19 protein-coding genes and 1 tRNA gene are annotated in these 22,411 nt (G+C 59.2%); 11 read left to right on the plus strand and 9 right to left on the minus strand.

The window, feature by feature from the left end:
* From IG168_RS05915 to IG168_RS05935, 5 genes are all read left to right on the plus strand, one after another.
* Positions 1–1,166 (plus strand): TonB-dependent receptor plug domain-containing protein (locus IG168_RS05915; RefSeq protein ID WP_193162839.1); only part of this gene is annotated, 1,166 nt, incomplete at its 5' end.
* Between the two features lie 185 nt (positions 1,167–1,351).
* On the plus strand, positions 1,352–3,397 hold the full coding sequence (locus IG168_RS05920) for an AsmA family protein (protein ID WP_193162842.1): 2,046 nt from the start codon (positions 1,352–1,354) through the stop codon (positions 3,395–3,397).
* A gap of 146 nt (positions 3,398–3,543) precedes the next feature.
* On the plus strand, positions 3,544–4,662 hold the full coding sequence (gene mutY, locus IG168_RS05925) for an A/G-specific adenine glycosylase (protein WP_193162844.1): 1,119 nt from the start codon (positions 3,544–3,546) through the stop codon (positions 4,660–4,662).
* 15 nt (positions 4,663–4,677) lie between these two features.
* Complete coding sequence (locus IG168_RS05930; RefSeq protein WP_193162846.1) at positions 4,678–4,962, plus strand: oxidative damage protection protein; 285 nt, start codon at positions 4,678–4,680, stop codon at positions 4,960–4,962.
* A gap of 113 nt (positions 4,963–5,075) precedes the next feature.
* Positions 5,076–5,151 (plus strand) — tRNA-Phe (locus tag IG168_RS05935).
* A 397-nt stretch (positions 5,152–5,548) separates the two neighbouring features.
* On the opposite strand, the gene IG168_RS05940 is transcribed toward IG168_RS05935, so the two are convergent.
* Positions 5,549–5,755 (minus strand): hypothetical protein, encoded by a 207-nt coding sequence (locus tag IG168_RS05940; protein ID WP_193162848.1) that lies wholly within the window; start codon positions 5,753–5,755, stop codon positions 5,549–5,551.
* Positions 5,756–5,886: 131 nt separating this feature from the next.
* Here IG168_RS05940 and IG168_RS05945 point away from each other — a divergent pair, with 131 nt between their 5' ends.
* A complete protein-coding gene (locus IG168_RS05945; protein WP_193162850.1) occupies positions 5,887–6,333 on the plus strand; it encodes a hypothetical protein in 447 nt (148 codons plus the stop codon).
* Positions 6,334–6,639: 306 nt separating this feature from the next.
* On the opposite strand, the gene IG168_RS05950 is transcribed toward IG168_RS05945, so the two are convergent.
* Positions 6,640–7,482, minus strand: a complete 843-nt coding sequence (locus IG168_RS05950) for a 23S rRNA (adenine(2030)-N(6))-methyltransferase RlmJ (RefSeq protein ID WP_193162852.1) — start codon at positions 7,480–7,482, stop codon at positions 6,640–6,642.
* Between the two features lie 680 nt (positions 7,483–8,162).
* Between IG168_RS05950 and IG168_RS05955 the strand changes: the two genes are divergently transcribed.
* On the plus strand, positions 8,163–8,948 hold the full coding sequence (locus IG168_RS05955; protein ID WP_193162854.1) for a LuxR C-terminal-related transcriptional regulator: 786 nt from the start codon (positions 8,163–8,165) through the stop codon (positions 8,946–8,948).
* Between the two features lie 171 nt (positions 8,949–9,119).
* On the opposite strand, the gene IG168_RS05960 is transcribed toward IG168_RS05955, so the two are convergent.
* Positions 9,120–9,692, minus strand: a complete 573-nt coding sequence (locus tag IG168_RS05960) for a DJ-1 family glyoxalase III (RefSeq protein WP_193162856.1) — start codon at positions 9,690–9,692, stop codon at positions 9,120–9,122.
* Between the two features lie 263 nt (positions 9,693–9,955).
* On the opposite strand from IG168_RS05960, the gene IG168_RS05965 reads away from it, so the two are divergent.
* Positions 9,956–10,681, plus strand: coding sequence for an outer membrane beta-barrel protein (locus tag IG168_RS05965; RefSeq protein WP_193162858.1), 726 nt, complete (start codon positions 9,956–9,958; stop codon positions 10,679–10,681).
* Between the two features lie 59 nt (positions 10,682–10,740).
* On the opposite strand, the gene IG168_RS05970 is transcribed toward IG168_RS05965, so the two are convergent.
* The 6 genes from IG168_RS05970 to IG168_RS05995 are packed head-to-tail and all read right to left on the minus strand — an operon-like array spanning position 10,741 to position 16,702.
* Positions 10,741–11,886 (minus strand): DUF3570 domain-containing protein, encoded by a 1,146-nt coding sequence (locus IG168_RS05970; protein WP_226876576.1) that lies wholly within the window; start codon positions 11,884–11,886, stop codon positions 10,741–10,743.
* Positions 11,887–11,938: 52 nt separating this feature from the next.
* Positions 11,939–12,160 carry a DUF4266 domain-containing protein gene (locus tag IG168_RS05975; RefSeq protein WP_193162862.1) on the minus strand — a complete coding sequence of 74 codons (222 nt, stop codon included), beginning with the start codon at positions 12,158–12,160 and terminating at the stop codon, positions 11,939–11,941.
* Positions 12,161–12,164: 4 nt separating this feature from the next.
* A complete protein-coding gene (locus IG168_RS05980) occupies positions 12,165–12,653 on the minus strand; it encodes a TlpA family protein disulfide reductase (protein ID WP_193162864.1) in 489 nt (162 codons plus the stop codon).
* A gap of 19 nt (positions 12,654–12,672) precedes the next feature.
* Entirely contained in the window at positions 12,673–13,320 is a 648-nt protein-coding gene (locus IG168_RS05985; RefSeq protein ID WP_193162866.1) for an outer membrane beta-barrel domain-containing protein, read from the minus strand.
* Positions 13,290–14,087, minus strand: coding sequence for an outer membrane beta-barrel protein (locus tag IG168_RS05990; protein WP_193162868.1), 798 nt, complete (start codon positions 14,085–14,087; stop codon positions 13,290–13,292). The genes IG168_RS05985 and IG168_RS05990 overlap by 31 nt, the downstream gene beginning before the upstream one ends.
* A gap of 2 nt (positions 14,088–14,089) precedes the next feature.
* The gene (locus IG168_RS05995; protein WP_193162870.1) at positions 14,090–16,702 is read right to left on the minus strand and encodes an HzsA-related protein; all 2,613 of its coding nucleotides are present in this window, start codon (positions 16,700–16,702) and stop codon (positions 14,090–14,092) included.
* A 308-nt stretch (positions 16,703–17,010) separates the two neighbouring features.
* On the opposite strand from IG168_RS05995, the gene IG168_RS06000 reads away from it, so the two are divergent.
* From IG168_RS06000 to IG168_RS06010, 3 genes are read left to right on the plus strand one after another with little or no spacing between them, the layout of a single operon-like run.
* Positions 17,011–18,240: a hypothetical protein gene (locus IG168_RS06000; protein WP_193162872.1), complete on the plus strand. Its 1,230-nt coding sequence runs from the start codon at positions 17,011–17,013 to the stop codon at positions 18,238–18,240.
* 5 nt (positions 18,241–18,245) lie between these two features.
* Positions 18,246–20,774 (plus strand): LamG domain-containing protein, encoded by a 2,529-nt coding sequence (locus IG168_RS06005; protein WP_226876577.1) that lies wholly within the window; start codon positions 18,246–18,248, stop codon positions 20,772–20,774.
* Positions 20,775–20,825: 51 nt separating this feature from the next.
* Entirely contained in the window at positions 20,826–22,409 is a 1,584-nt protein-coding gene (locus tag IG168_RS06010) for a general secretion pathway protein GspF (protein WP_193162874.1), read from the plus strand.
* Positions 22,410–22,411 lie beyond the last annotated feature (2 nt).

The following is a 22,411-nucleotide window of genomic DNA, read 5'->3' on the forward strand; positions in this document are numbered from 1 at the left end:
AGACCCGCTACGATATGAAGGGCGAGCACCGCTTCGACGGCGACTACTGGGACAAGCTGCTGTTCCGCCTCGGCTACACCGACTACCAGCACGTGGAACTTGAGGGCGGCGCCCCCGGCACCCGCTTCACCAACAACACCTGGGAGAGCCGTGTCGAACTCACCCACGGTGGCGAGGAATGGCGCGGCGCCTACGGCCTGCAATTGTCCAACAAGGATTTTGCCGCGCTGGGCGACGAGGCATTCGTGCCTCCGTCAGTGACCCAGAGCGCCGGCGCCTTCGTCATGAAGGAGCGGGACTGGGACAAGTGGCACCTGGATCTGGGCGGCCGCCTGGAACACGTGTCGGTGGATCCCGACAACGGCGATGCCGAGGACTTCGGCCTGCTCGGCGCCAGCGGCGCGCTGCAGTATTTCTTTACCGATCACCAGCACCTGAGCCTGGGACTCACCAGCGCCGAGCGCGCGCCGGTGCAGGAAGAGCTGTTTGCCAACGGCGTGCACGTGGCCGAGGGCCGCTACCTGCTGGGCAACCGGGATCTGAACAAAGAAAACTCCGTCAACCTGGAGCTGGGCTACCACCACCACAACGCAGATGCCGAGGGATGGCACGCCGCCAAGCTGGAGGCCAGCATCTATTACAACCATATCGGCGACTATATCTATGCGCGCAATACCGGCATGGATGACCCGGACAGCGGCCTGGGCATTTTCAGCTACAGCAATCGCGACGCCAATTTCTATGGCGCCGAAGCATCGGTGGAAATCCCCCTGAACGACACCCTGAGCCTGACACTGTTCGGCGACAGCGTGCGCGCCCAGTTCGCTAACCGCATTGCCGGCGAGAGCCGCGACGTGCCGCGCCTGCCGCCACTGCGCTTCGGCTTTGCGCTGGGCGGCGACTACGAGCAGTGGAACTGGGAGTGGCGCACATCTCACGCCACCGGGCAAACGCGCCCGGGCGCCTTCGAAGAACCCACGGACGGCTACACGCGCATGGATCTCACCGCGCAGTATGACCTGGACATTGGCGGCAAAGATGCCACAGTCTTCGTCAACGGCAACAACCTGCTGAATCAGGAAATCCGCAACTCCACTTCGCTGTTGCGCGACTACGCCCCGGATACAGAACGCAGTATCGAAGCGGGCATCCGGTTTATTTTCTAAGCCGTAACGGCTTCAATCATCCAACCAGTTGGCCCCTGTATACCGGAACAGGGGCCACTTCTTCTACAATAGCCCGATAAACATTATTGTAGGCGCACCGTTTTCGGGAACACCGGGCTCCGCCCGGCATCCTAATTCCAAGGTTCCCAAACGGTTCTTTCTCGAAAACAGGGATAAAGCTCTCCATGGCCTGGATCAAACGCACTTTTATCGCTCTCCTCTTTGTCTTCCTGCTGCTCGCCGGTGCTGTCGCCTGGCTGCTGGCCGGGCTGGATATCAACCAGTACAAACCCCAACTGGAACAAATGGCGGCGAAACAGGGGATCTCCCTGAAACTCGATGGCGATATCGGCTGGCAACTCTGGCCCAACATCGCGCTGGAACTGGACGGCGTGCAGCTGGCCCCACTGCCCCAGCCGGATCAGCCGCTGGTGCGCGCCGACAAAGTTGCGGTGGGTGTCGCGGTTATGCCGCTGCTCAAGCGCCGTATCGAGGCCAAGGAAATCGTTTTGCTCGGCCCGCAGATCGACCTGACCGTCGACGAAAAGGGACGTGGCAACTGGGAGCTGCTCAGCGACGCCATGGAAGCGCAGAAAAAACAGGCCGCCGACCAGCCCCCCAAACTCGAAGTGCCGGACGAAGCGGAAAAACAGGGCGGGCAACAACTGAACCTGGCCCTGGAAAAGCTGCGCATCGAAGATGGGCGCCTGAGTTACACAGACGCCAGCAACAAGACAGAGTACAGCGTCGATCAGCTGCATGTGAGCGCCGACAACCTGGTACCGGGTGGCGAGCCCGGCAAAGTAGAGGCCAGCGCACAGATTTCCGGCACTGCACTCAAGCAACCGGTACAGCTGGATCTGGACAGCTCCCTGGCACTAGATGAGGGACTGAACGGCCTGCGGCTGCAGCCACTGCAGTTCACACTGAGCAGCGGCGAAGCTGCGGCCAAGATGAACCTGCGCGGCCATGTGCGCCGCACCGCCGCCAACAAACCCTGGCAGGTGCAGATGAACGTCAATGCAGACGTCGAACCCCTGCGCCCCTGGCTCGCGGTAACTGGCACCGAACTGGTTACCCAGAGCGCCGATGCCCTGAAGCGTTTCAAACTCACCACCAGTATCGAGGGCACAGAAAACAAGCTGGACCTGACGCCGCTGCAGCTGGCCCTGGACGACACCACCTTTGCCGGTAATGCACAGCTGCGCAACGGCGACATGCCCGGGCTGGACCTGACCCTGCGCGGCGGTAAGCTGGTGCTGGATGACTACCTGCCACCACCGGCGCCGGAAGCGGAAGCGCAGGAAACCGACACAGCCGCTCCCGCGGAGCCGACACCACTGCCACTTACCGCGATGCGCGGCTTTACCGCCAATCTGGATATCTCGCTGCAACAACTGAGGGCTCTGGACCTGCAGGCGGACAGCCCGCAACTGCAGCTCAACGTTGACAATGGCCTCTATCGCCTGCAGAAACTTTCCGCCGACCTGTATGGTGGCGAGCTGAACAGCAACGGCCAGTTCAATGCCCGCGGCAAGTCGGCCCAGGCCGAGCTGAGCGGCGGCCTCGCCGGCGTGGAAATTTCCAAGGTGCAAGAGGCGCTCTTCCCCAGTGACCGGGTCAAGATCTCCGGGCGCACCAACGTAAACTGGGCCGCGCGCACCAGTGGCAGCGACACCCAGCAACTGCAGGACAAGCTCCGCGCCGCGGTGCAGGTGTCCAGCGACCAGCTGTCGCTGGCGCCGTTCAACCTGGAAAAGGGCATGTGTCAGCTGGTCAGCTACGCCGAGAAGACCCCGCTGCCGGAACGCGAATGGCCGAGCAGCACCCGCCTGCAGGATCTGCGCGCCAATATCACTGTCGAGGGCAAGCAGGTAAAAGTGCAGGAGGTCCTCGCCGGCGTTGAGAATATCGCCCTGACCGGCGACGGCACCATCGACCTGGACAAGGCCGATTTCGACTTTGCCCTGGGCCTGGCCCTGGTCGGCGAGCGCACTTCCGCCGACGGCTGCAGCGTCAAGAATGACCGCTGGCGCAACCGCCCGCTGCCCCTGCGCTGCAAGGACAGCTTCGCCGACGCCGGTGCCACCAGCTGTAAGCCCGACAGCCGCCGACTGGACGACCTGCTCCGCGACGAGCTCAAGTACAAGGCCGAGAAGAAGTACGGCAACAAGGTGAAGGAAAAGGTCGAAGACCTGAAGGACAAGCTGAAGGGTCTGTTCAAGCGCTGATCGCACACGTCCCTTCATCGCGCGGGGCGGACCTCAGGTCCCGCCCCGCCTGATTCCGGGATCGCCCCGACAGGCGATCTCCGCCCCCCGCTCTGTTAGACTCCGTTCGCTCTACTTCACCCAAGACCACCGACCGAAAGCCAGCGATGTCGCCCAAGCAGTTTCCACAAGCCATCCTCACCTGGTTCGACCACCACGGTCGCAAGGACCTGCCCTGGCAGCAGGACATCAACCCCTATCGGGTCTGGGTATCGGAAATCATGCTGCAGCAGACCCAGGTCAGCGCCGTGATCCCGTACTTCGAACGGTTTATGGCCAGCTTCCCCACACTGGCGGACCTGGCCGGGGCGCCGCTGGATGCGGTACTGGCCCACTGGAGCGGTCTCGGCTACTACGCCCGCGCACGCAACCTGCACAAGTGCGCCCAGACCGTAATGACCGAGCACGGCGGCGAGTTTCCCCGCGATGTAGAGGCTCTCAGCGCCCTGCCCGGAATCGGCCGCTCCACTGCCGGCGCCATCGCCAGTATCAGCATGGGAATAGAGGCCCCGATCCTCGACGGCAACGTCAAGCGGGTGCTCGCCCGCTTCCACGCCGTCGGCGGCTGGCCCGGCCAGACCGCGACCGCAAAGGAGCTGTGGCAGCTGGCGGAGGCTTATACCCCGGCAAAACGCTGCAACGATTACACCCAGGCGATGATGGATCTGGGCGCCACCCTGTGTACCCGCAGCAAACCGCGCTGCGACGACTGCCCGCTGGCGGCAGACTGCGCGGCCCGTGCGCAGGGCAACCCGCAGGCCTACCCGGGCAAGAAACCGAAAAAAGACAAACCGGTGCGCAGCACCACCATGCTGCTGCTCGAACACGACGGCGAACTGTATCTGCAACAGCGCGCGCCGAGCGGTATCTGGGGCGGACTCTGGTGCCCGCCGCAACTCGACGGGGACGACGGCGGCGAAGCCAGCGCACAGGAGTGGCTGGCCGCCCGGGATCTGCACGCGCAGCGGGTCCAGCCCCTGCCACCCATGCGCCATACTTTCACCCATTTCCATCTGGATATAGCGCCTGTATGGGTGCAGCTGTCCCAGCGCCGGATACTGGGCGAAGGGCAGGTGGCGGAAGCGGGCAGCGGCTGGTATAAACTGCGCCAACTCAACCGCCCCCGCGCGGCTCAGGAACTGGGCCTGCCGGCACCGATTGCAAAGCTGGCCCGGCAACTGGCGGCCTTCCAGGCCCCGCTGCTGGAAACCCAGTCCGGCACTTAAAACGAGGAGACTCCCATGTCGAGAACTGTATTCTGTCGCAAGTTCAAACAGGAACTGGAAGGCCTCGACGCGCCGCCCTTCCCCGGCCCCAAGGGACAGGACATCTACGAAAACGTCTCCAAGAAGGCCTGGCAGGAGTGGATGGCGCACCAGACTATGCTGATCAACGAAAAGCGCCTCAATATGATGGAGCCCTCCAGCCGCGCCTATCTGGGTGAGCAGATGCAGAAATTCCTCAGCGGCGAAAGCTACGACGAAGCCGAGGGCTACGTGCCACCGGAAGACGATCAAAACGCCTAAAAAGTGAGCGCTCACTTACAAGAAAACTATTTAGCAATCAAAGGCTTGACTCGGGCACAGGGAGCGGGTTTAATACGCGCCTCGCGACGCCGGAGACACTCCGCAAACGCGAAGCCCAGATAGCTCAGTCGGTAGAGCAGGGGATTGAAAATCCCCGTGTCGGTGGTTCGATTCCGCCTCTGGGCACCATACAAAACAAGCCTCACCCGAAAGGGTGGGGCTTTTTTGTATCTGTTGTTCAGAGGTGGTTGAGTATCACCGATGTGATTCGACCAATTACGCCAGCAATTGGAAACGAGCGCGCAAGCGCGATGCCCGCAGGGGCGTAACAGCCATTAGACAGTTCCGATTATTCCGCCTCGACGCCGCGGCTCCGAAGCCTAGGCCGAAAAGCAGGGCTTTTTAGGTAACGGGAAGCGGTTGAGAACCACCGATGTGGTTCGACTAATCGCGCCAGCGATTTGCAACGAGCCCACATCGCGAAGCCCGCCGGGAAAGAACAACCCCAGACCATTCCGAATATTGCGCCTCCAGCCCCTCATCAATCTCAGTATCCAACGGGCGCGAAATCAAACCCCCTTTTATGTTATGGTCCGGCGAACACGCCATTGCGAATTGACGTATCATCAATGCTCTCAGCCATATATTGATGCTGATCTTTCGAAATAGTCATCGGGCGGAGCACCCAGAATACGCTTGGGTGCAGCAGACTATAGAACCGGCGAAAAACGACCCAAGGCTGCAAGGCTGCAAGGCTGTCTATTCTCGATAAGCCGCCATTCATGACTGTCATTTGCGATCACTTTAAAACGAAGCGACTTCACAAGAAAAAATCGGTGCACTCCGGTAACGAAACTAATTTTCACGATCTAACCAGTATTGTTAAATAGTTAAACCGATCGCTACCACTATCAGGAGCCACTTATGAACAAGTCTATTTTAGCTGCCGTAATCGTCTCACTCGCCGCTGCCCCCGCTCTGGCTCAGAAGCCCGACACTACCGACAAGGGCAAACCTTCCCAAGAGCAAATGGAAGCCCATCACAAAATGATGGAAGCCAATTCCGACGGAAAAAATGCGATGATGGAAGAGCATGGCAAGATGGCTGCAATGAAGCACACTGAAGCCGAGGCGCATGGCCAGCAGCATGCAGAAATGGTCGACGCCGACGCAGAAGACAAGATGATGAAAGAAGAGAAGATGCGCATGAAGGAAGAGAAAATGCGCATGAAAGACGAACACAAGGGCATGGAAAAGCAGCGGGAGAAAAAGGCCGAGCAAGAACAAAAAGAACTCGACAAGGGTTCTGAGCAAGGCCAGGCTGCGCGGGAAGAACACAGCAAAAAATGGTGGCAGTTCTGGAAGAGCTGATTGCCAGCCAGTATTTGCCTCCGAAGAGCCCGGAATATTCCGGGCTTTTTATTGCGTGCACCACGGCTATCTGGCGATGCCGACCTGACGCGCGAACACAAAGCACCGCTTAATCTCATCATCGTGAGGACTTTCGGCCGATCACTGCATGACGATCTGACCGCAGTGCATTTCCCTTCGTGAAGATGCCCGCTTTGTTTACCTCTCAGCCCGGCGTGAGCGCAATCTAACGCTCTTTACCTTGTAGCACGATGAGCTCAGCCTGACCCAATCACCAAGCGTGCAAATTCAAACCGGCTCAATCTATTATTCCGGTACCAATGTCTCACAGCGATAGTGCACACCGCCATCTTCACTGATTTCCTCCGCCAGCCGCGGCAACAGTGCGCCCATCGTTTCTGTCAGTGTCCACGGGGGATTGAGCACAATTATGCCGGACGATGTCATTCCATGTCCGGCGCTGTCTTTCTTTATGCCCAACTCAAACTGCACAATTCGGCGGATACCGGTGGCAACGATCTGTCGCTGCAACTGTTCGATACGCTTGCGATCAACCACGGGATACCAGATGGCGACCGTGGCCGTAGACATCTTCCGGTGAATGAGTTTTAGCGCCTCCACCACTCGCTGGTAGTCCGCTTTCATTTCGTAGGGCGGATCGATCAGCACAAAGGCGCGGCGGGATTGGCTGGGCAGCAGTGCCGACAGGCCGCGAAAGCCGTCTTGCTGGCGTACGATAAACTGCTTCCGCTCGCGGAAGTTTTTACGCAGGTGCTCACTGTCGGCGGGATGCAGTTCGAACAGCCAGCCCCTGTCATAGGGGCGCAGCAGGTCGGCGGCGATCGCCGGCGAGCCGGGATAGAACTGCAGCTGTGCATCCGGATTGTGCGCCTTCACCGCATTCAGGTAGCAGGCCATTTCCGGCCACTGCCCCGTATCCGGCAGCAGGTGCCCGATACCAGTCTGGTACTCCTGGTTCTTCGCGGCCATTTCCGTACCGAGACGATAGAGGCCGGCGCCGGCATGTGTGTCGATATAGTCGAAGGCTTTATCCTTCTTGAGCATATGCGCCAGTATTTCTACTTGCACAAGGTGCTTCAGCACGTCGGCAAAATTGCCGGCATGAAAACCGTGGCGATAACTGAGCATGGAACCCGTCTGGCTGGAATCCGCTGGGATAATCGGGCCTGTAGGCCATTTGGGGCCGACGCGGCTGTTGGGAGTAGCCGCAGGTGGGAAGGGACCCGAATGCTCGGGCCCACCAGGGATCTCGCCGGTAATTTATGCCCGGTTTGGGTTCCTGTAAACAGGTTTTTTCGACGGCCTGGTCGCTATTGGCAGAGGCAACAGCATCGAAATTCACAGGGGCTCAAAGGCTCTTCCCACCACCATGGTGTAGCCGGCTTGCCCCACGGAAAACTGAAGCCCAGAGTTATTTTCAGCCGACGACCATGCGGGAGGCACGAGCTCAAGCCCCCATCTGCCCAACGCCATAGCTGATTAACGTGTCTTTCAGTCATATCACGTGTATCTGCATACCAGTTCTAATCAGTCCATTTGGCGATTCGCGACAGCCGGGACATATCTCGCGAAACCGTACACACAAGACTTAAAATGTGATTAAAATCACATTATTTGTGTGATAGGTTTCAATACCTATACGAGGATATTTGGCTAATGAAGCTCAAGAAAGGTCCATTTATTGCAAATTGCGTATCAAGAGGTTGAACAAACCCTCAATGAAAAATCGAATAGCGGCGTAACTTTGCGATGCGAATGATAAAGCTACGGCACAACGCAAAAGAAAAGCAAAGTCAGCAAAAATAAGAATGGATACCACGAAACCCAATACCCAGCTTTTGAAGTCCGTCTGGCGTCGATCGGGACACGCTCTCAGTGAGAAGCACATAGAGTTGGAGCGGTTTGAACTGGATAAACTGGTTTCCTCTATTTTCAGCAATGGGCCCTTCTATTTCTATATCGTCGACTTCGTCGATATGGCGATCAATTACGCCAGCCCCACTATTGCCGATATTCACGGCCTCGATCCGCAAACCGTCAGTTTCCAGAACGTACTGGACCAGGTACACCCGGATGATATGGAGTTCGTTGCCAGGGCGGAAGCCAAGGCAGTAGAGATTGTGTATGGAATCATCGCGCCGGAAAAGCGCAAACACTACAAAATCTCTTATTGCTTCCGATTCAGGACAGCTGATGGTTCCTACCGACTGTTCAATCACCAGGCAATCATGCTCACCGCCGATGAGAATGGTCGACTCTCCAAATCCCTGAATATTCATACCGATATCAGCCATCTCACCGAGAACAATAACCGCCTGCTCTCCGTTATAGGGATGTTCGGCGAACCGTCTTTTCTGAACATCGAAATCGACGGAGAGACCACAGTCCCCCTTCCATCAAAGGCGATTTTCAGCGCCAGGGAAATGGAAATTATCCGCCTTATTTCCGAGGGAATGACGACACCGGATATCGCCAATGCATTGAATATTTCGACCAACACGGTCAAGAATCACCGAAAAAACATTCTGCAGAAGTCGGGTTGCAAGAACTCCGGACAATTGATTACCAAATGTATTACCGATGGCCTCTTGTAAGAAAATGCCTTCAAAATAGCCCTTTGGGGCTATTGTGGGAAATACGCCACGGGGGCATCGTAAACGGGAGTCTCTGAATCCCCGAAACAATTCAAAGGCTCAGCGGAACAGGGATGTACCGCTTAACTAGACGTTAAGCATTTAATGCCATCAAGGACAGATGGCCACCGACTAGCCCGGGGCAGAACTGGCACAGGCCATCGGGACGGCAACGCGTTCAGCAACTTTTTCTCCAAAGAGACACGCAACCAACTGCAGGGCAAACTCCATGGCGGTGCCCGGCGCCTGGCTCGTTATCAGGTTGCGATCCACCACCACTCTATCCGCAGATACCTCCGAGACCTGGGCGTGAAGTTCATCGCGAAAGCCCGCGTGGCAAGTGGCGCGATAGCCTTTGATTAGCCCATGTCGCCCGAGGACAACCGCCGGTGCCGCGCAGATGGCTCCCAGCCAGCGGCCGGCATCCCGCTGCTCCGCCAGCATTTTCCCCAACAACTTACTCGTCTGAAGATGCTCGGCACCGGGCATACCGCCCGGCAATACGATCAAGTCCCAGGATGTATTCGCGCATTCATCCAGCAGGCAGTCCGCCTCGATCACAACACCGCGGGACGCGGTTATACGTGATTGAGGCATCACCGATGCCAGGGTGACCTCTGCGCCCGCGCGGCGCAGTACATCGACGATGGTGACGGCTTCGATTTCCTCGGAACCGTCGGCGATGGGAAGCAATACCCTTGTCATTTCGATCCCTCTTAAATACCGCGAATACGATCAAGTATCAGTTTTGGCATGAAAGTCACGAACATACTTTGGACCATGGTGCAAAGTGGTCGCGTAACCATGGTCGAACAAAAAGTTTAGAACTGCGAACTGTTTCCTGTACTTTCGTGTAATCGATTAAATGAAGGAAACAATGTATTCTCCGCCAGGGAAAATTTAGCGCCGCATGAAATGAATGCGGAACATCCTACCGTTGAAATAAAAGAATATAGGGAGATATTTCCTTGAAAAAGTTGGTCCTAACTGCCGCATTACTCGCCTCTGCCAATGCAGGAGCAGCAACCCTGGAAGGCGACTGGTACGGTCGTGTCAATTTTGGGATTACCGATCCTGACGCCGGTGAATTAGAGGGTTTTGTGCACGACACGATTGAATCTGAAATGGGGGTTTCAGAATCCGTCGATTTCGAGAATCCGCGTTCATACAGCATCAATATTGGCTATCGCATCAACAATTACGTTGCTGTGGAGGCCGGATATACCAATTTTGGTGAGCACAATGTTCGCTACAGCTATCCCAATTACTACGGAAACCTGGCCACACTGGGATATGAGGGTCGTGAAACTGACACTTATAAAGCTGAAATAAGCGGCAGTACCAGGACCTTGGGCGTCGTGTTAAGTACGGATGCGAGTCGCCAGTTTTCTGCAGGCGTCCGTGCAGGCATCAGCCTCTGGAATACCCGAGCAGAAGTAAATTACGTCTACGACAATATCACTCGTAGACTGATAGATCCGGCTGGCAGCTTGGACGCAGATAATATATACGACACCTACTCGAACTATCAGGAGTCGCGCCTTTCAAGTGATTTGTCCGGAGAGGACGCCTATTTCGGCGCCTTCGTGAGCTGGCGCATTGGCCGCTGGGCATACACCCTGGACCACACTCTCTATAAAACCGACGAAGTCGAGCCGATGGTTTCCTCCCTGGCCCTCGACTACGCCTTCTGATTTCTCAGCCGGCAGACCTTAAATCGCCTGCCCGGTATCACCGGGCAGGCCTATCACTTCTACAGCCAAACCGACCAGTAAAGCCGCACCACATTCGCGCCAAAGCTGTAAGTCGGCTCCTCGCCCGCCAGCACCGTGTTCTCACCGCCGTGGACGGTGACATCGCGGAAATTGTCGTAATCGAACAGCATGTAATCCCAGTGCAGGTTGACGGTATTTCGCCGGTCCAGCAGCGACCAGCGGTCCGGTAGCAGGTAGGAGACCCCGAAACCGATTGAAGCACTGCTGTAGTCGCTGAGTTCCTTATCCCGTGCGCGGAAGCTGGTGGCGTTCAGGTAGGGGAACAGATCGCTGTAGAAATCCGCTCCGGTCTGCTGGTAGAAGCGCAGTTTACCTTCCAGGATCCATTGGTCTTTCTCTTCCAGCGGGTGGGTGTAGAGAAATTCAATGTTGTCGGCACGCACGCCCCAACTGTCGGCGTAGTAGCGGTATTCCCCCTTGACTGCGGCGCGGTAGGGCAGCCGGTACTTGCCACGGACCGCCAGCGCATCGCTATTGCGCGTGGTCGGATACAGCTCCGGCTGGTAACTGAAACCATTGCCGGAGAAGGGGTCCAGGTAGCGCACGCTGCGGTAGGGGTTGTTGAGGTAACCCTCGTCGGCAACGGTTTCCACACTGACTTCGGCAATCAACTTCTGGGTGAGGATCTGGTTCCAGCTCAGCGCGTAGCGGCGATGCTCGGCCTGTTCGGCGAAGCTGTCGTCGCCATTGCGGTAGACATCGTCGCTGCCGTAGCTCACCTTCAGGCCCAGGGTACTGAGGTCGCCGAAGAAACCCTGGCTGATACCGAACGAATAGGTATTCGCCTCGTAGTCGTTCTCCGAACTGTTGGTATATCCGAGGCTGAGCGTGGCCTGGTCCACCAGGTAATCGGCGCCCAGTGAATATTCATCGCGCTGTTCCGAATAGGGGCTGGCTGTCGCCTCCACGTCGACGGAGGCCCCGGAAATCATGTCCACGTAGTAATTGGCGGAAACGGATACGGAGTTGCCGATATTCTTGCGCACCAGGAGGGACGGGCCATCAATGGTAATACCCCCGCCGCTGTACGAGTGATACATGGAGTCGGCGCGCTCGGTCGGCAATACCGCCGCGGTGGCAAATCCGGATAGTACCGCCAGCAGAGTGCCGGCAATATATGGCAAAACTCTATCGCACCCGGCCACTCCACGATCCGGGTTCGCTACCTGAAATTGCTCAGTTACAGCCACAGCCGCCTCCACTGCCGCCGTCGGCACCGCGCGCCGCCTCCCGCGCTTCATAGACGTGGTTCATGTAGCGCCCGGCCACGGGATCCCGGTCAAAGCTCATGATCGGATCCGCCAGGTACTGGCGTTCGTAGGGTTTTACCCATGGTGTGGCGGTGCAACCGCTCAGCAGGAGCAGCGCGGTGGCAACGAGAAGCAGCGAACGCGACATGGCGTTACTCCCGGATCAGTTCCTTGATGATTTTTTTGTAGCTGGCCATATCCCCGTCGCGGTAACCGCGGTGCACATGGCGCACCTTGCCGTCGCGGTCGATAAAGACCGAGCTGGGCATGGCGTCCACGCCGTACAGCTTGCTGACCTCACCGGCACCATCGAACAACACCGGAAAATCCACCGGAATCTTTGCCAGCATCTGCTCCGCATCCGCCCGGTCCGCATCCACATTGACACCCCAGACCTGGAAACCAGCGGCGGCGTAGCGCTCGTTCAGTTCTTCCAGCAGGGGCATTTCCTGTCGGCAGGGTCCGCACCAGGAAGCCCAAAAATTCAGCATGATTACAGTACCGCGCTGCTCCGCCAGACGCAGGTTGTCGCCCTTGTTGGATGCCAGGGTAAAGTCGGGGGACTGCTCGGCAGCAGTGGCTACGGATACGGAAAAGGCCATCGACAGCGCCATCGCGGCAGTCGCAACAAAACGGAACATACGAACGATCCTGTTCAGGTTAAAAGTAAATGGAAACGCCGAGCTGGGTCGACAGGTTATTGGTATTCTGAGCTTCGCCAAATATCTCGTGCTCGAAAATCCGGTCGCGGACATCCAGGCGGAATGCCAGCCAGTCCGTTGTCAGCACACGCACCCCGGCGCCGATGTTGTAAGTGAAATGCTCCTCATCCGCGAAGGAAGTATTTCCCACACCACCGATCAGGTAGAGGCTGCTGTTCAGCGCCCACTTGTCGAACAGGAAATACTCGCCGGGAAACAGGTTCCAGGCCAGCGACAGGTCGTAGTAACTGAGCTGACGCTGCTCGTCGGTGAGCAGGGGCGCGGCACCGCTGAGACGCTCGAAACTGGATTCCCCAAGTTCCGTTTTACCGTAGGCCGCCTCCATAAACAGGTCTTCGCTGATGTGATAAGCGAGTGCGCCACCATAGAGCGGGTTGGAGCCGAAATCCTCGACATTCATCACACCGCCCAGATAAGCGGTGATCTCGATATTCTCACTATCGATCTGCGCCTCGCGGATCTCGCGGCGCTCCAGGTCCGGTGAGATCAGCTCGCCCAGGGGATCGTCACTGTCCTGCGCCAAGGCCGCCGCGGCGGACACGCACAGTAATACCGCTACAGATAAACGTCGAAACCCAGTTTCCATTCGACAATCTCCTGATTGTTTTCCCGCGACGTGAGCAGGTAGTGATTGGCCACCTCTGCCCGCAGGGCAAATCGGCGCGAAAGATAGGTTTTTACCCCCACGCCAGTCAGCATCGCCGTATCCCGACGATCTTCGGTGGCGACGATGGTGGCATTGGGTGCTGTGATATTGAGGCCGGTGCCGAGCATGAAATACGGGGACAGGCGCCAGTGCGGAAACGGCTGGTGCAACACCGCCAGCTGGTAAGTCTGGCTGTCGGAGAAGGCGCCCACCGCCTGGGTAGCGCGCAGTTCCGCGGACAGGTTGCGGGTAAAGCGGTAACCCAGCGACACCCCCATGGAATCGGCACCGTCAAAATCCCCGTAGGCAAACCCCAGGTGAAAATGGCGGGATTCGATATCGCGAAAATCCGGCAGCCGCACCTGCACCTGCTCGCCGTCCGCACCGTAGATTTCGTTCAAATCAATGATGCGCACCCAACCGGTCTGGCCTCGCCGCAGCGTAACCTTGACCCAGTCGGTGCGCCGTTTCAGCAACCACAGGGTCTCGCCGTGTTCCGCCACATGAAAAACCGGATAGCCGCGGCCGGGGCCGGTGTGCATGTCGATATAGGGGGAACCAACGGTGACCTGTTCCGTACCAGCGGGCACATGGGCCGGGCGCGCCTGTGGCTCGGCTGCCTGCGCACTCGCGGCAATCAACAACGCCGCCATTGCGCCGCAAAACAGCTGGCGCGAACGACGGAATTTAGCGGCCAGTCGATTCATAGTTAGTTCACCGGCGCCGCAAAGGGATCGTTGTAGTACTGGGCACCGATATCCAGCCACTCCGAAATCAGGCGCAACTCCGCAGGTTCGAGATAACCGTCGTGCACACCGCCGGTTGCGAACGCCTCAAAGAAGCGGCTGCCGTTGGCGGAATTACCCATCAACCGATCGATATCCACAGTCACCATCACCGGAATCGGATTGCCGTTACTGTCGAGGATCAGTTCGCCATTTTCGTCGGTTTCGAACAGCAGGTTGCCGTTGTCGTCGCGGTCCTGCACGAGGATTTCCTGCAGGGCGCCGTCCACCAGTTCCTGGGTGGGGTTGTCGAACAGCAGCTCGACATAGGACGCCATCCAGTCCGCATTGGCGGGCGAGGGCGTGGCCGTCAGGTCCAGCTGCGCTGCCGGAACCCGCAGCAGGCCATTGGCATCGCGGGTGGAGTGACAGCCGGTGCAGGTGTGATCCTCGAGAACTGTTCCCGCGTTATCCGTCACCTGACGCTCCCGCTCCCACAATGGCTGGATATGTTCCGGGTAGTGAATGATGCTGCGGCAGTTGCTGTCCCAGCTGTCCAGGCAGGGGGCACTGATCGGCAGCGGTGTGGCCAGGTCGGCATAGGGAATACTGCTGCTCGAATCCTTGGCGCGCACCGCCGGATCCGTCCACAGGTCGCTGAAGGCGATGTCTCCCTCCAGCTCCGCTTCACCGGCGATGCGCGCGAGCAGCTGCGCCATGGTTTCACCCATTTCCGCGACCAGTGCCGATTCGGTATTGGGGAAGGGAGCCCCGGATGTGGCCGCGCCGGCCCAGGCGGACGCCGGCTCTTTGTCGGGGCGGCCATGGGGCACTTCACTGTTGGCACTGTGACAACCGTTACAGCTGCGCACTTCGCCCGCGCGCAGCTGCAGCCAGCTGCGGTGGCGGCCGGTGAGGCGCCGCCCATCCGCATCGACAACGGCAATCGCCAGCGGCGTATCCGCCGGCAGCTTGACCCGCACCGACCCGTCCGGCTGTATCGGTGTGTAACCGAGAATCTCACGCATGCCCTGGGCACGGCTGCGGCCGAATGCGGAGCGGTCGAAATCCAGCGTGTCATCGTCGGGAATACCGACTGCCTTGGCGACGCGCAGAAAGCGCGCGGGGCGCTCCGCGGCAGTGGTACGCAGCGGGTCGGCGAGTTCGCCGATACCGACGATGTCCTCGCCGTCAAAATCGTAAACGCTGCGGATATCCAGAATGCCAGCACCTTCCTGCACCAGATCGGTGTCCACGTCGATGCCGGGTACCGGCTCAGGCAGGTAAGTGGGTTCAGTACGCGGCTCGAGAGTGACACCTTCGGAAATCATTTCCCCCTCTTCCGCCACCACGATCGGCAACTGTGTGCCGGCACTGTAGTCGTAGATCCACAGGCCGTAGAGCGGATCGGCAGGTTCGATATCCGCGGTGTTCAGCCACTCGTCGGTGCACGGACGTGGCAGCCCGGTGGCCACTTCCAGTACCCGGCACTCGCTCCAGCTGACCAGCAACCGACTGGTGCCGTCGTAAAACGGCCAGGCAGAGGCAAACAGGCCGTGTGGCGAGAGGCTGCCATCGGTGACCACGGGCTCGACAGAAATAGACAACTGGCCCACCAGCTCACCTTCGCCCTCGGGTTCGCTGTAGGCCTCGGTGTAGTTGGCGCTGTTGATTGCCAGCAGGTCACCGCCATAGCTGATTCCCTCCGGCGCGCGCAGAATCGCCAGCAGGCGGCCATCGGGCATTTCCCGCGGTTGCACAAAGGCCGCATCGCTCTGGCCGGTGCCGGTCTGCTGGCTGTGATAACCGTACAGGAAGGCGAGATCGGTACCGTCCGGCTCGACGGTATAGAGGCTCAGGTTGTCGACGCCGCCCATATTGTCCCAGCGACCGAACAGGATGCGGCCATCGTTCAATACAGTGGGATCCAGGTCGTGACTCTGGTTGTAGGAAATCTGCTGGATATTGGAGCCGTCCGCATCCATCACATGCAGGACAAAAGCCTCCTGCTGCAGGTCTTCTGCCAGAGAAGAAAACTGCGGCTTATTGTCGTCCAGCAGCAGGGCGCGGGAGCGGCGCTGGCGGGAAGAAGAGAAAACGATGCGGCCATCCGGTAAAAAGGCCGGGGCGATATCCTGCCCCTCCTCGGCAATCAGGTCAGATTTGATCACGCGCTCGAGCGTGCTTTTCTCGCGGTCGTAGAGCCAGATATTCCAGGTAGGCTGCTCATCGTCATCCGCATCTTCGATTTCCGGCGCGCGCATGGCAAAGATCAGACGCGAGCCGTCCGGGGAGACGTTCAGGTCTTTTACATCGTAGTCGCCGTCAAACAGGCCGGCGGTAACAACCGTCTCCGGCGCACTTGGCGTGGCACGGTCCTTCAATACCAGTTGCGCGCCCGGGTTGAAGGCACCAGGAGAATAGATATCGTCTTCGCTCAGGGCACCATCGTCTTCGACATTCAGTGTGCGGCGCACGAAAGCGACCGGGTAATCCACCACGACCGGATCTTCCGCCTGCTCACCACCGGAAGAAGAACCACCCCCACTGCACGCCGACAGTAACAGGACCATCGGCAGTGCAAAAATATATTTCATTTTTATGACCTTGAAACTGGTACAGAACTGCGCATTGGCAGTAACGGGGTCACCGACAAAAACTTAATAAATTTCATTAGTGTCACCCCGAAAATAGAGGTACGACTACTGCAGATAAAATCACCCTATTCGTACCAGTCATTGCTATCAATTTTATACCCGTCAAATTCTCCCCGCTGCGCCGTAAACTCTCAAGTCGAACACACAAATTTTGCCAACCACAACGCACTTCCCGTCACCACTGCTGGTAAAAAAAAGCGTGGGCTTTAGTATCGGAAGCCAATTACCGTGACCAAGTTATCTTTCCAATGGAAAAGTTACCGTTTTCTCCCCGCACCGGCCGCCACCTGACTACCGGCGCACTGCTGGGCTCCCTGCTGTGGTCTGGACTGGCCGGTGCCGCCGCCCAGGATCAGGCCCTGCAGATGTACAGCCGTCTCACCGGAGTAAAACCCTCCGAGGAAGTACTGCAGCAGATGGCCGGAGAAATCGATAGCGGCAACGCCATCGATGCCGCCTACACGGCCATGGAAGACGATGCTTTTTATAATGTCACGCTGAAAAATATCGCCACACCCTGGACCAACCGCGACCGCAATGTGTTCGCGCCATTGAATGACTATACGGCCACCGTGATTGGCACTGTCCGCGACGATCTCGATTTCCGCGAAATTCTCTACGGGAATATTCTCTATACCGGCGACGGCAGCCTCGGCTTGCCCGCATACAGCAACAGCAATAACGATCACTATGAAGCACTTGAGGCCGCTGGTTACTCGCTGAAAGACTCCCTCGTACAGCAAAGCCAATCCTCGGTCACCGGTCTGCCCGCAGAAGCCACTGCCGGTGTTATCACCAGCCGCGCCGGCGCTCGGGCATTTTTTATCGCCGGTACCAACCGCGCGATGTTCCGCTACACGCTGCTCAATCACCTGTGTCGGGATATGGAACAGGTGCACGACACCAGCCGCCCGCCGGACCGTATCCGCCAGGACGTCAGCCGCAGCCCCGGCGGTGACAGCCGCGTATTCCAGAACAACTGTATCGGTTGCCACAGCGGTATGGACCCAATGGCCCAGGCGTTTGCCTACTACGACTTTGTCTACGATACCGACGCCGACCCCGAAGGCGACAGCGGCCACCTGGATTACAACAGCGCCGACGAGGCAGACGAGGCCACCGGAACCCGGGTCAAAAAGAAATACCACATCAACAGTGCTAACTTTCCTTACGGCTATGTGACACCGGACGACCACTGGAACAACTACTGGCGCCAGGGACCGAACACGCATCTGGGCTGGAGCAGTGCGCTACCCGGCAGTGGCGAAGGTGCCAAATCCCTCGGCCGGGAACTGGCCGGCAGTCGCGCCTTTGCCGAGTGCCAGGTCACCAAGGTATTTCGACAAGTCTGCCTGCGCGCACCGGAAGATGACGCCGACCGCAGCGCCGTGCAGACCATCGCCGACGACTTCGGCAACAGCGGTTACCAGTTGAAGCGGGTCTACGCAGATACTGCGGTTTACTGCGCGGGAGACTGAAACCGATGATAAAAACAACAATGGAAATCCTGCAGCTCGCCAACGTCACTCTTCGACCGCTGCGGACAATCACCAGCCTGCTCTTCGCCGCTACGCTGGCGACCGCCTGCAGTGGCGGCAGCGGCCAGGATACGGAACAACTGCCGAACACCAACCCGACCGGCGATGGCGGTGCCACCTATTCCGGTCCGGCACCGGAAACCGAGGACGTCAAACAGTACAAACGCTATATCTGGGATAACCTCGCCGCGGAGAACCGCTGTGGCAGCTGCCACGTTGAGGGCAACCAGAGTCCACATTTTGTCCGCGGCGACGACATCAATGCGGCCTACGATGCGGGGCGCGAGCTGGTCAATCTCAGCAACCCGGCGGACTCGCGCCTGGTGACCAAGGTGGGCGGCGGGCACAACTGCTGGCTGTCCAGTGCCGATGCCTGTGCGGAGATCATCACCAACTATATCGAGGAGTGGGCCCGCGCGAGTGGCAGCCTCGTCAACAGTATTACGCTGACGCCACCGGTTGAGCGCACGGTGGGCGCGAGCAAAAGTTTCCCCGCATCCAGCAGTAATTTCTCCACCACCGTCTATCCGCTGCTGCGCGGCTACTGCGCCGGCTGTCACAGTGAAGACGCGGCGACACCGCAGCAGCCCTATTTCGCCAGCGGTGATGTGGACCACGCCTACGAGGCGGCGAAGGTCAAGATGAACCTCGACAACCCCGCCAACTCGCGCTTTGTGGTGCGCCTCGGCAAGGAATTTCACAATTGCTGGGACAATTGCGCGGACAACGCTGACGAGATGAAGGCTGCGATTCAGGCGTTCGCCGACAGTATTCCGCTGACCGCCGTCGATCCCGACTGGGTAATCAGCAAGGCGCTGCTGCTGACCGACGGCATCGTCGCCAGCAGTGGCGGCCGCATCGAGAATAACGCCATCGCGCTGTACGAGTTCAAGACCGGAACCGGCACCACAGCCTACGACACCTCCGGTGTTAACCCAGCCATAGACCTGAAACTGTCCGGTGACGTGGAATGGCTCGGCTCCTGGGGTATCCAGCTCAAGGGCGGCAAGGCCCAGGGAGCGACCGCAACCAGCCGCAAGCTCTACGACACCCTCTCGGCGACCGGCGAATACACTATCGAGGCCTGGGTGGCACCGGCCAACGTCGCCCAGGAGGGCCCGGCACGCATCGTCAGTTACTCCGGCGGTAACGATATCCGCAATTTCACCCTCGGCCAGGCGATGTACAACTACACCTTCCAGAATCGCAGTGACAGCACCGACGCGGACGGTATGCCTGCACTGATCACCGATGACATGGCGGAGCGCGCCCAGGCCACGCTGCAGCATGTGGTCGCCACTTACGATCCGGTCAACGGGCGCAAACTTTACGTGAATGGCGAGTACACCGGTGATGTCGACCCGGCCGCGGCCGACCTGCTCAGCACCTGGGACGATACTTTTGCGCTGGCGCTCGGCAGCGAAGTGTCCAACGACAATGTCTGGGAGGGCTCGGTGCGCCTGCTGGCAATTCACTCCCGCGCATTGTCGGCAGAGGATATCGCCACCAATTTCGAAGCGGGCGTGGGCGAAAAATACCTGCTGCTGTTCAAGGTCGAAGAGCAGACCGGCGTGCCGGAGAGCTACGTGATGTTCGAGGTCCAGCAGTACGACAACTACGGCTACCTGTTCAGCAAGCCGACCTTCATCAGCCTCGACGACAGCGTCGATCCCAGTGGCATCGCCATCGAGGGCATGCGCATTGGCATCAACGGGCGCGAGGCCGAAGTCGGCCAGGCCTGGGCAAACCTGTCCACCTCCATTGGCAGCGGCTACACGCCCGCCGCCGGGCAGCTGCTGTCACCGCTGGGCACGATCATTTCCCTCGACAAAGGGCCGGAATACGACGAGTTTTTCCTGACTTTCGAGCGCCTCGGCAGCGACACTTATACCCGCGTCGAGCCGATACCACCGACACCCGCTGCGCCCGCCGACCTGGATCCGCAGCCGCGTATCGGCCTGCGCCGTTTCGAGCAGATCAACGCAGCCCTGTCCCGCGCCACCGGTGTGCCGCGCACAGAACCGGCCGTGGTGGAGACCTGGGAAAACGTCAAACGCCAGCTGCCGGTGGAAAGCGATATCCGCGGTTTCCTGGCCGCCCAGCAGATGGGCATCACCCAGCTGGCGGTGAAATACTGCAGCACACTGGTGGACTCGACCGCCCTTCGCGCCAGCTACTTCCCCGGATTTGATTTCAGCGCAGGGGCCGATACCGCGTTCGACAGCGCGGCGAAACGCGCACAGATTATCGACCCGCTGATGTCGCACCTGCTCGCCCACGAGATCACCTGGCACGACGGCGTCACCTCACAGCTGTCGACGGCGCCGGACCTGTCCGCGGTCGAGGGGGAACTCTCGAACCTGATCGACGGCATGACCGCCTGCGGCAGCGGCTGCGCCAGCGACCGCACCGCCAACACGGTCAAGGCCACCTGTGCCGCGGCCATGGGCAGCGCGATGATCCTGATTCACTAATTGCGATACCGGACAAAAAACCGATTTGCCGGCGAACCGCGGACGGAGCCAATGAGCAAGAAAAAACATTTCGACCTGGACCAGCCTCTGCGCCATCCGGATCACCACCGCCCGGTAACACGGCGGGACTTTCTCGGCCAGGGATTCCGCGCGGGACTCGCGACGGTGCTGGGCGGATCCGTATTCAGCCTGTTCGCCGATCCGCGCAACGCCTATGCAGCCCTGTCGCAGGATCTGGAGGATCTGCGCAAGAGTAATGGCGGCCCCTGTGACGTCAGCGCAACCGGTGCCGGCAAGGTTCCCTTTATCTGTTTCGACCTGGCCGGCGGTGCCAATATTGCCGGTTCCAATGTGCTGGTCGGCAAGCAGGGCGGGCAGATGGATTTCCTCAGCACCGCCGGTTACGGCAAGCAGGGCCTGCCCGGCGATATGGTGCCGTCCGTCTCCGCCACTGCCGGCAGTAGTTTCATCAACAGCGATCTCGGCTTGGCCTTTCACAGCGATAGCGGCATGCTGCGCGGCATTCTCGACAAGATCGCCGCCGGCACCGCCGCGGCTACTAATGGTGCGGTCATTCCCGCGCGCTCGGAAAACGATACCGGCAACAATCCGCACAATCCCATGTACGGCATCAACCGCGCCGGCGCCAACGGCTCGCTGCTGGCGCTGATCGGCTCGAGCACCAGCGAGTCCGGCGGCAACTCCGCCGCGCCCATGTCGATGATCAATCCGGAAGTGCGCCCCACTAAGGTGGACCGCGCTTCCGATGTCACCGGACTCGTCGATGTCGGCGACCTGGTTGGCCTGCTCAGTCAGGAGGATACCGTCGCGGTAATGGAATCCATGTACCGCATATCTGATGCCAAGCTCGGCAAGGTGGATACCCGTGTATCCGCCGACGCCGTGATCAAGGACATGGTGCGCTGTGGCTATATGAAAAGTGCCGATCTGGCGGACCGCTTCGGCGACCCCGGCGCGCTGAATCCGGAAACGGACCCGGATATCGTCGGCCCTAGCGGTATTTTTACCAGCGCCGAACTGGGCAACGACCGCGAATTCCAGAAAACCGCCGCCACCATGAAACTGGTGGTCAATGGCTACGCCGGCGCCGGTACCATTTCCATGGGTGGTTACGATTACCACACCGGTGACCGCGCCACCGGGGAGATGCGCGACCTGCGCGCCGGTCGCTGTATCGGCGCCTGCCTGGAATACGCCGCGCGCCGCAATCAGCCGCTGATGATCTATGTGTTCAGCGACGGCTCGGTGTTCAGTAACGGTATGGTCGACGACTCTGTGGAGGGGCGCGGCAAGGGCGTCTGGACCGGTGACAACCAGCAGACCGCTGCGTCTTTCTTCCTCGTGTACAACCCTGCCGGCCGGCCCCAGTTGCTCGGCGGCAGTGCCGACGAACAGGCGCTGCACCAGCAGCTCGGCTACATGCGCCCGTCCGGCGATGTGGAAACAGCGTCCAGCCCCGCAGCCAACAATGTTAACCTGCTGGTGGAAACCGTGGTGCTGAACTATATGGCGCTGCACGGCGAGCAGGGCAACTTTGCCACCCTTTTTCCCAATCACGGGCTCGGCAACAGTACCCTGATGGACAGCATGACTGCCTTTGCACCGATCGTTTAAAC

Source organism: Microbulbifer hainanensis, assembly GCF_014904735.1.
Classification (GTDB): domain Bacteria; phylum Pseudomonadota; class Gammaproteobacteria; order Pseudomonadales; family Cellvibrionaceae; genus Microbulbifer; species Microbulbifer hainanensis.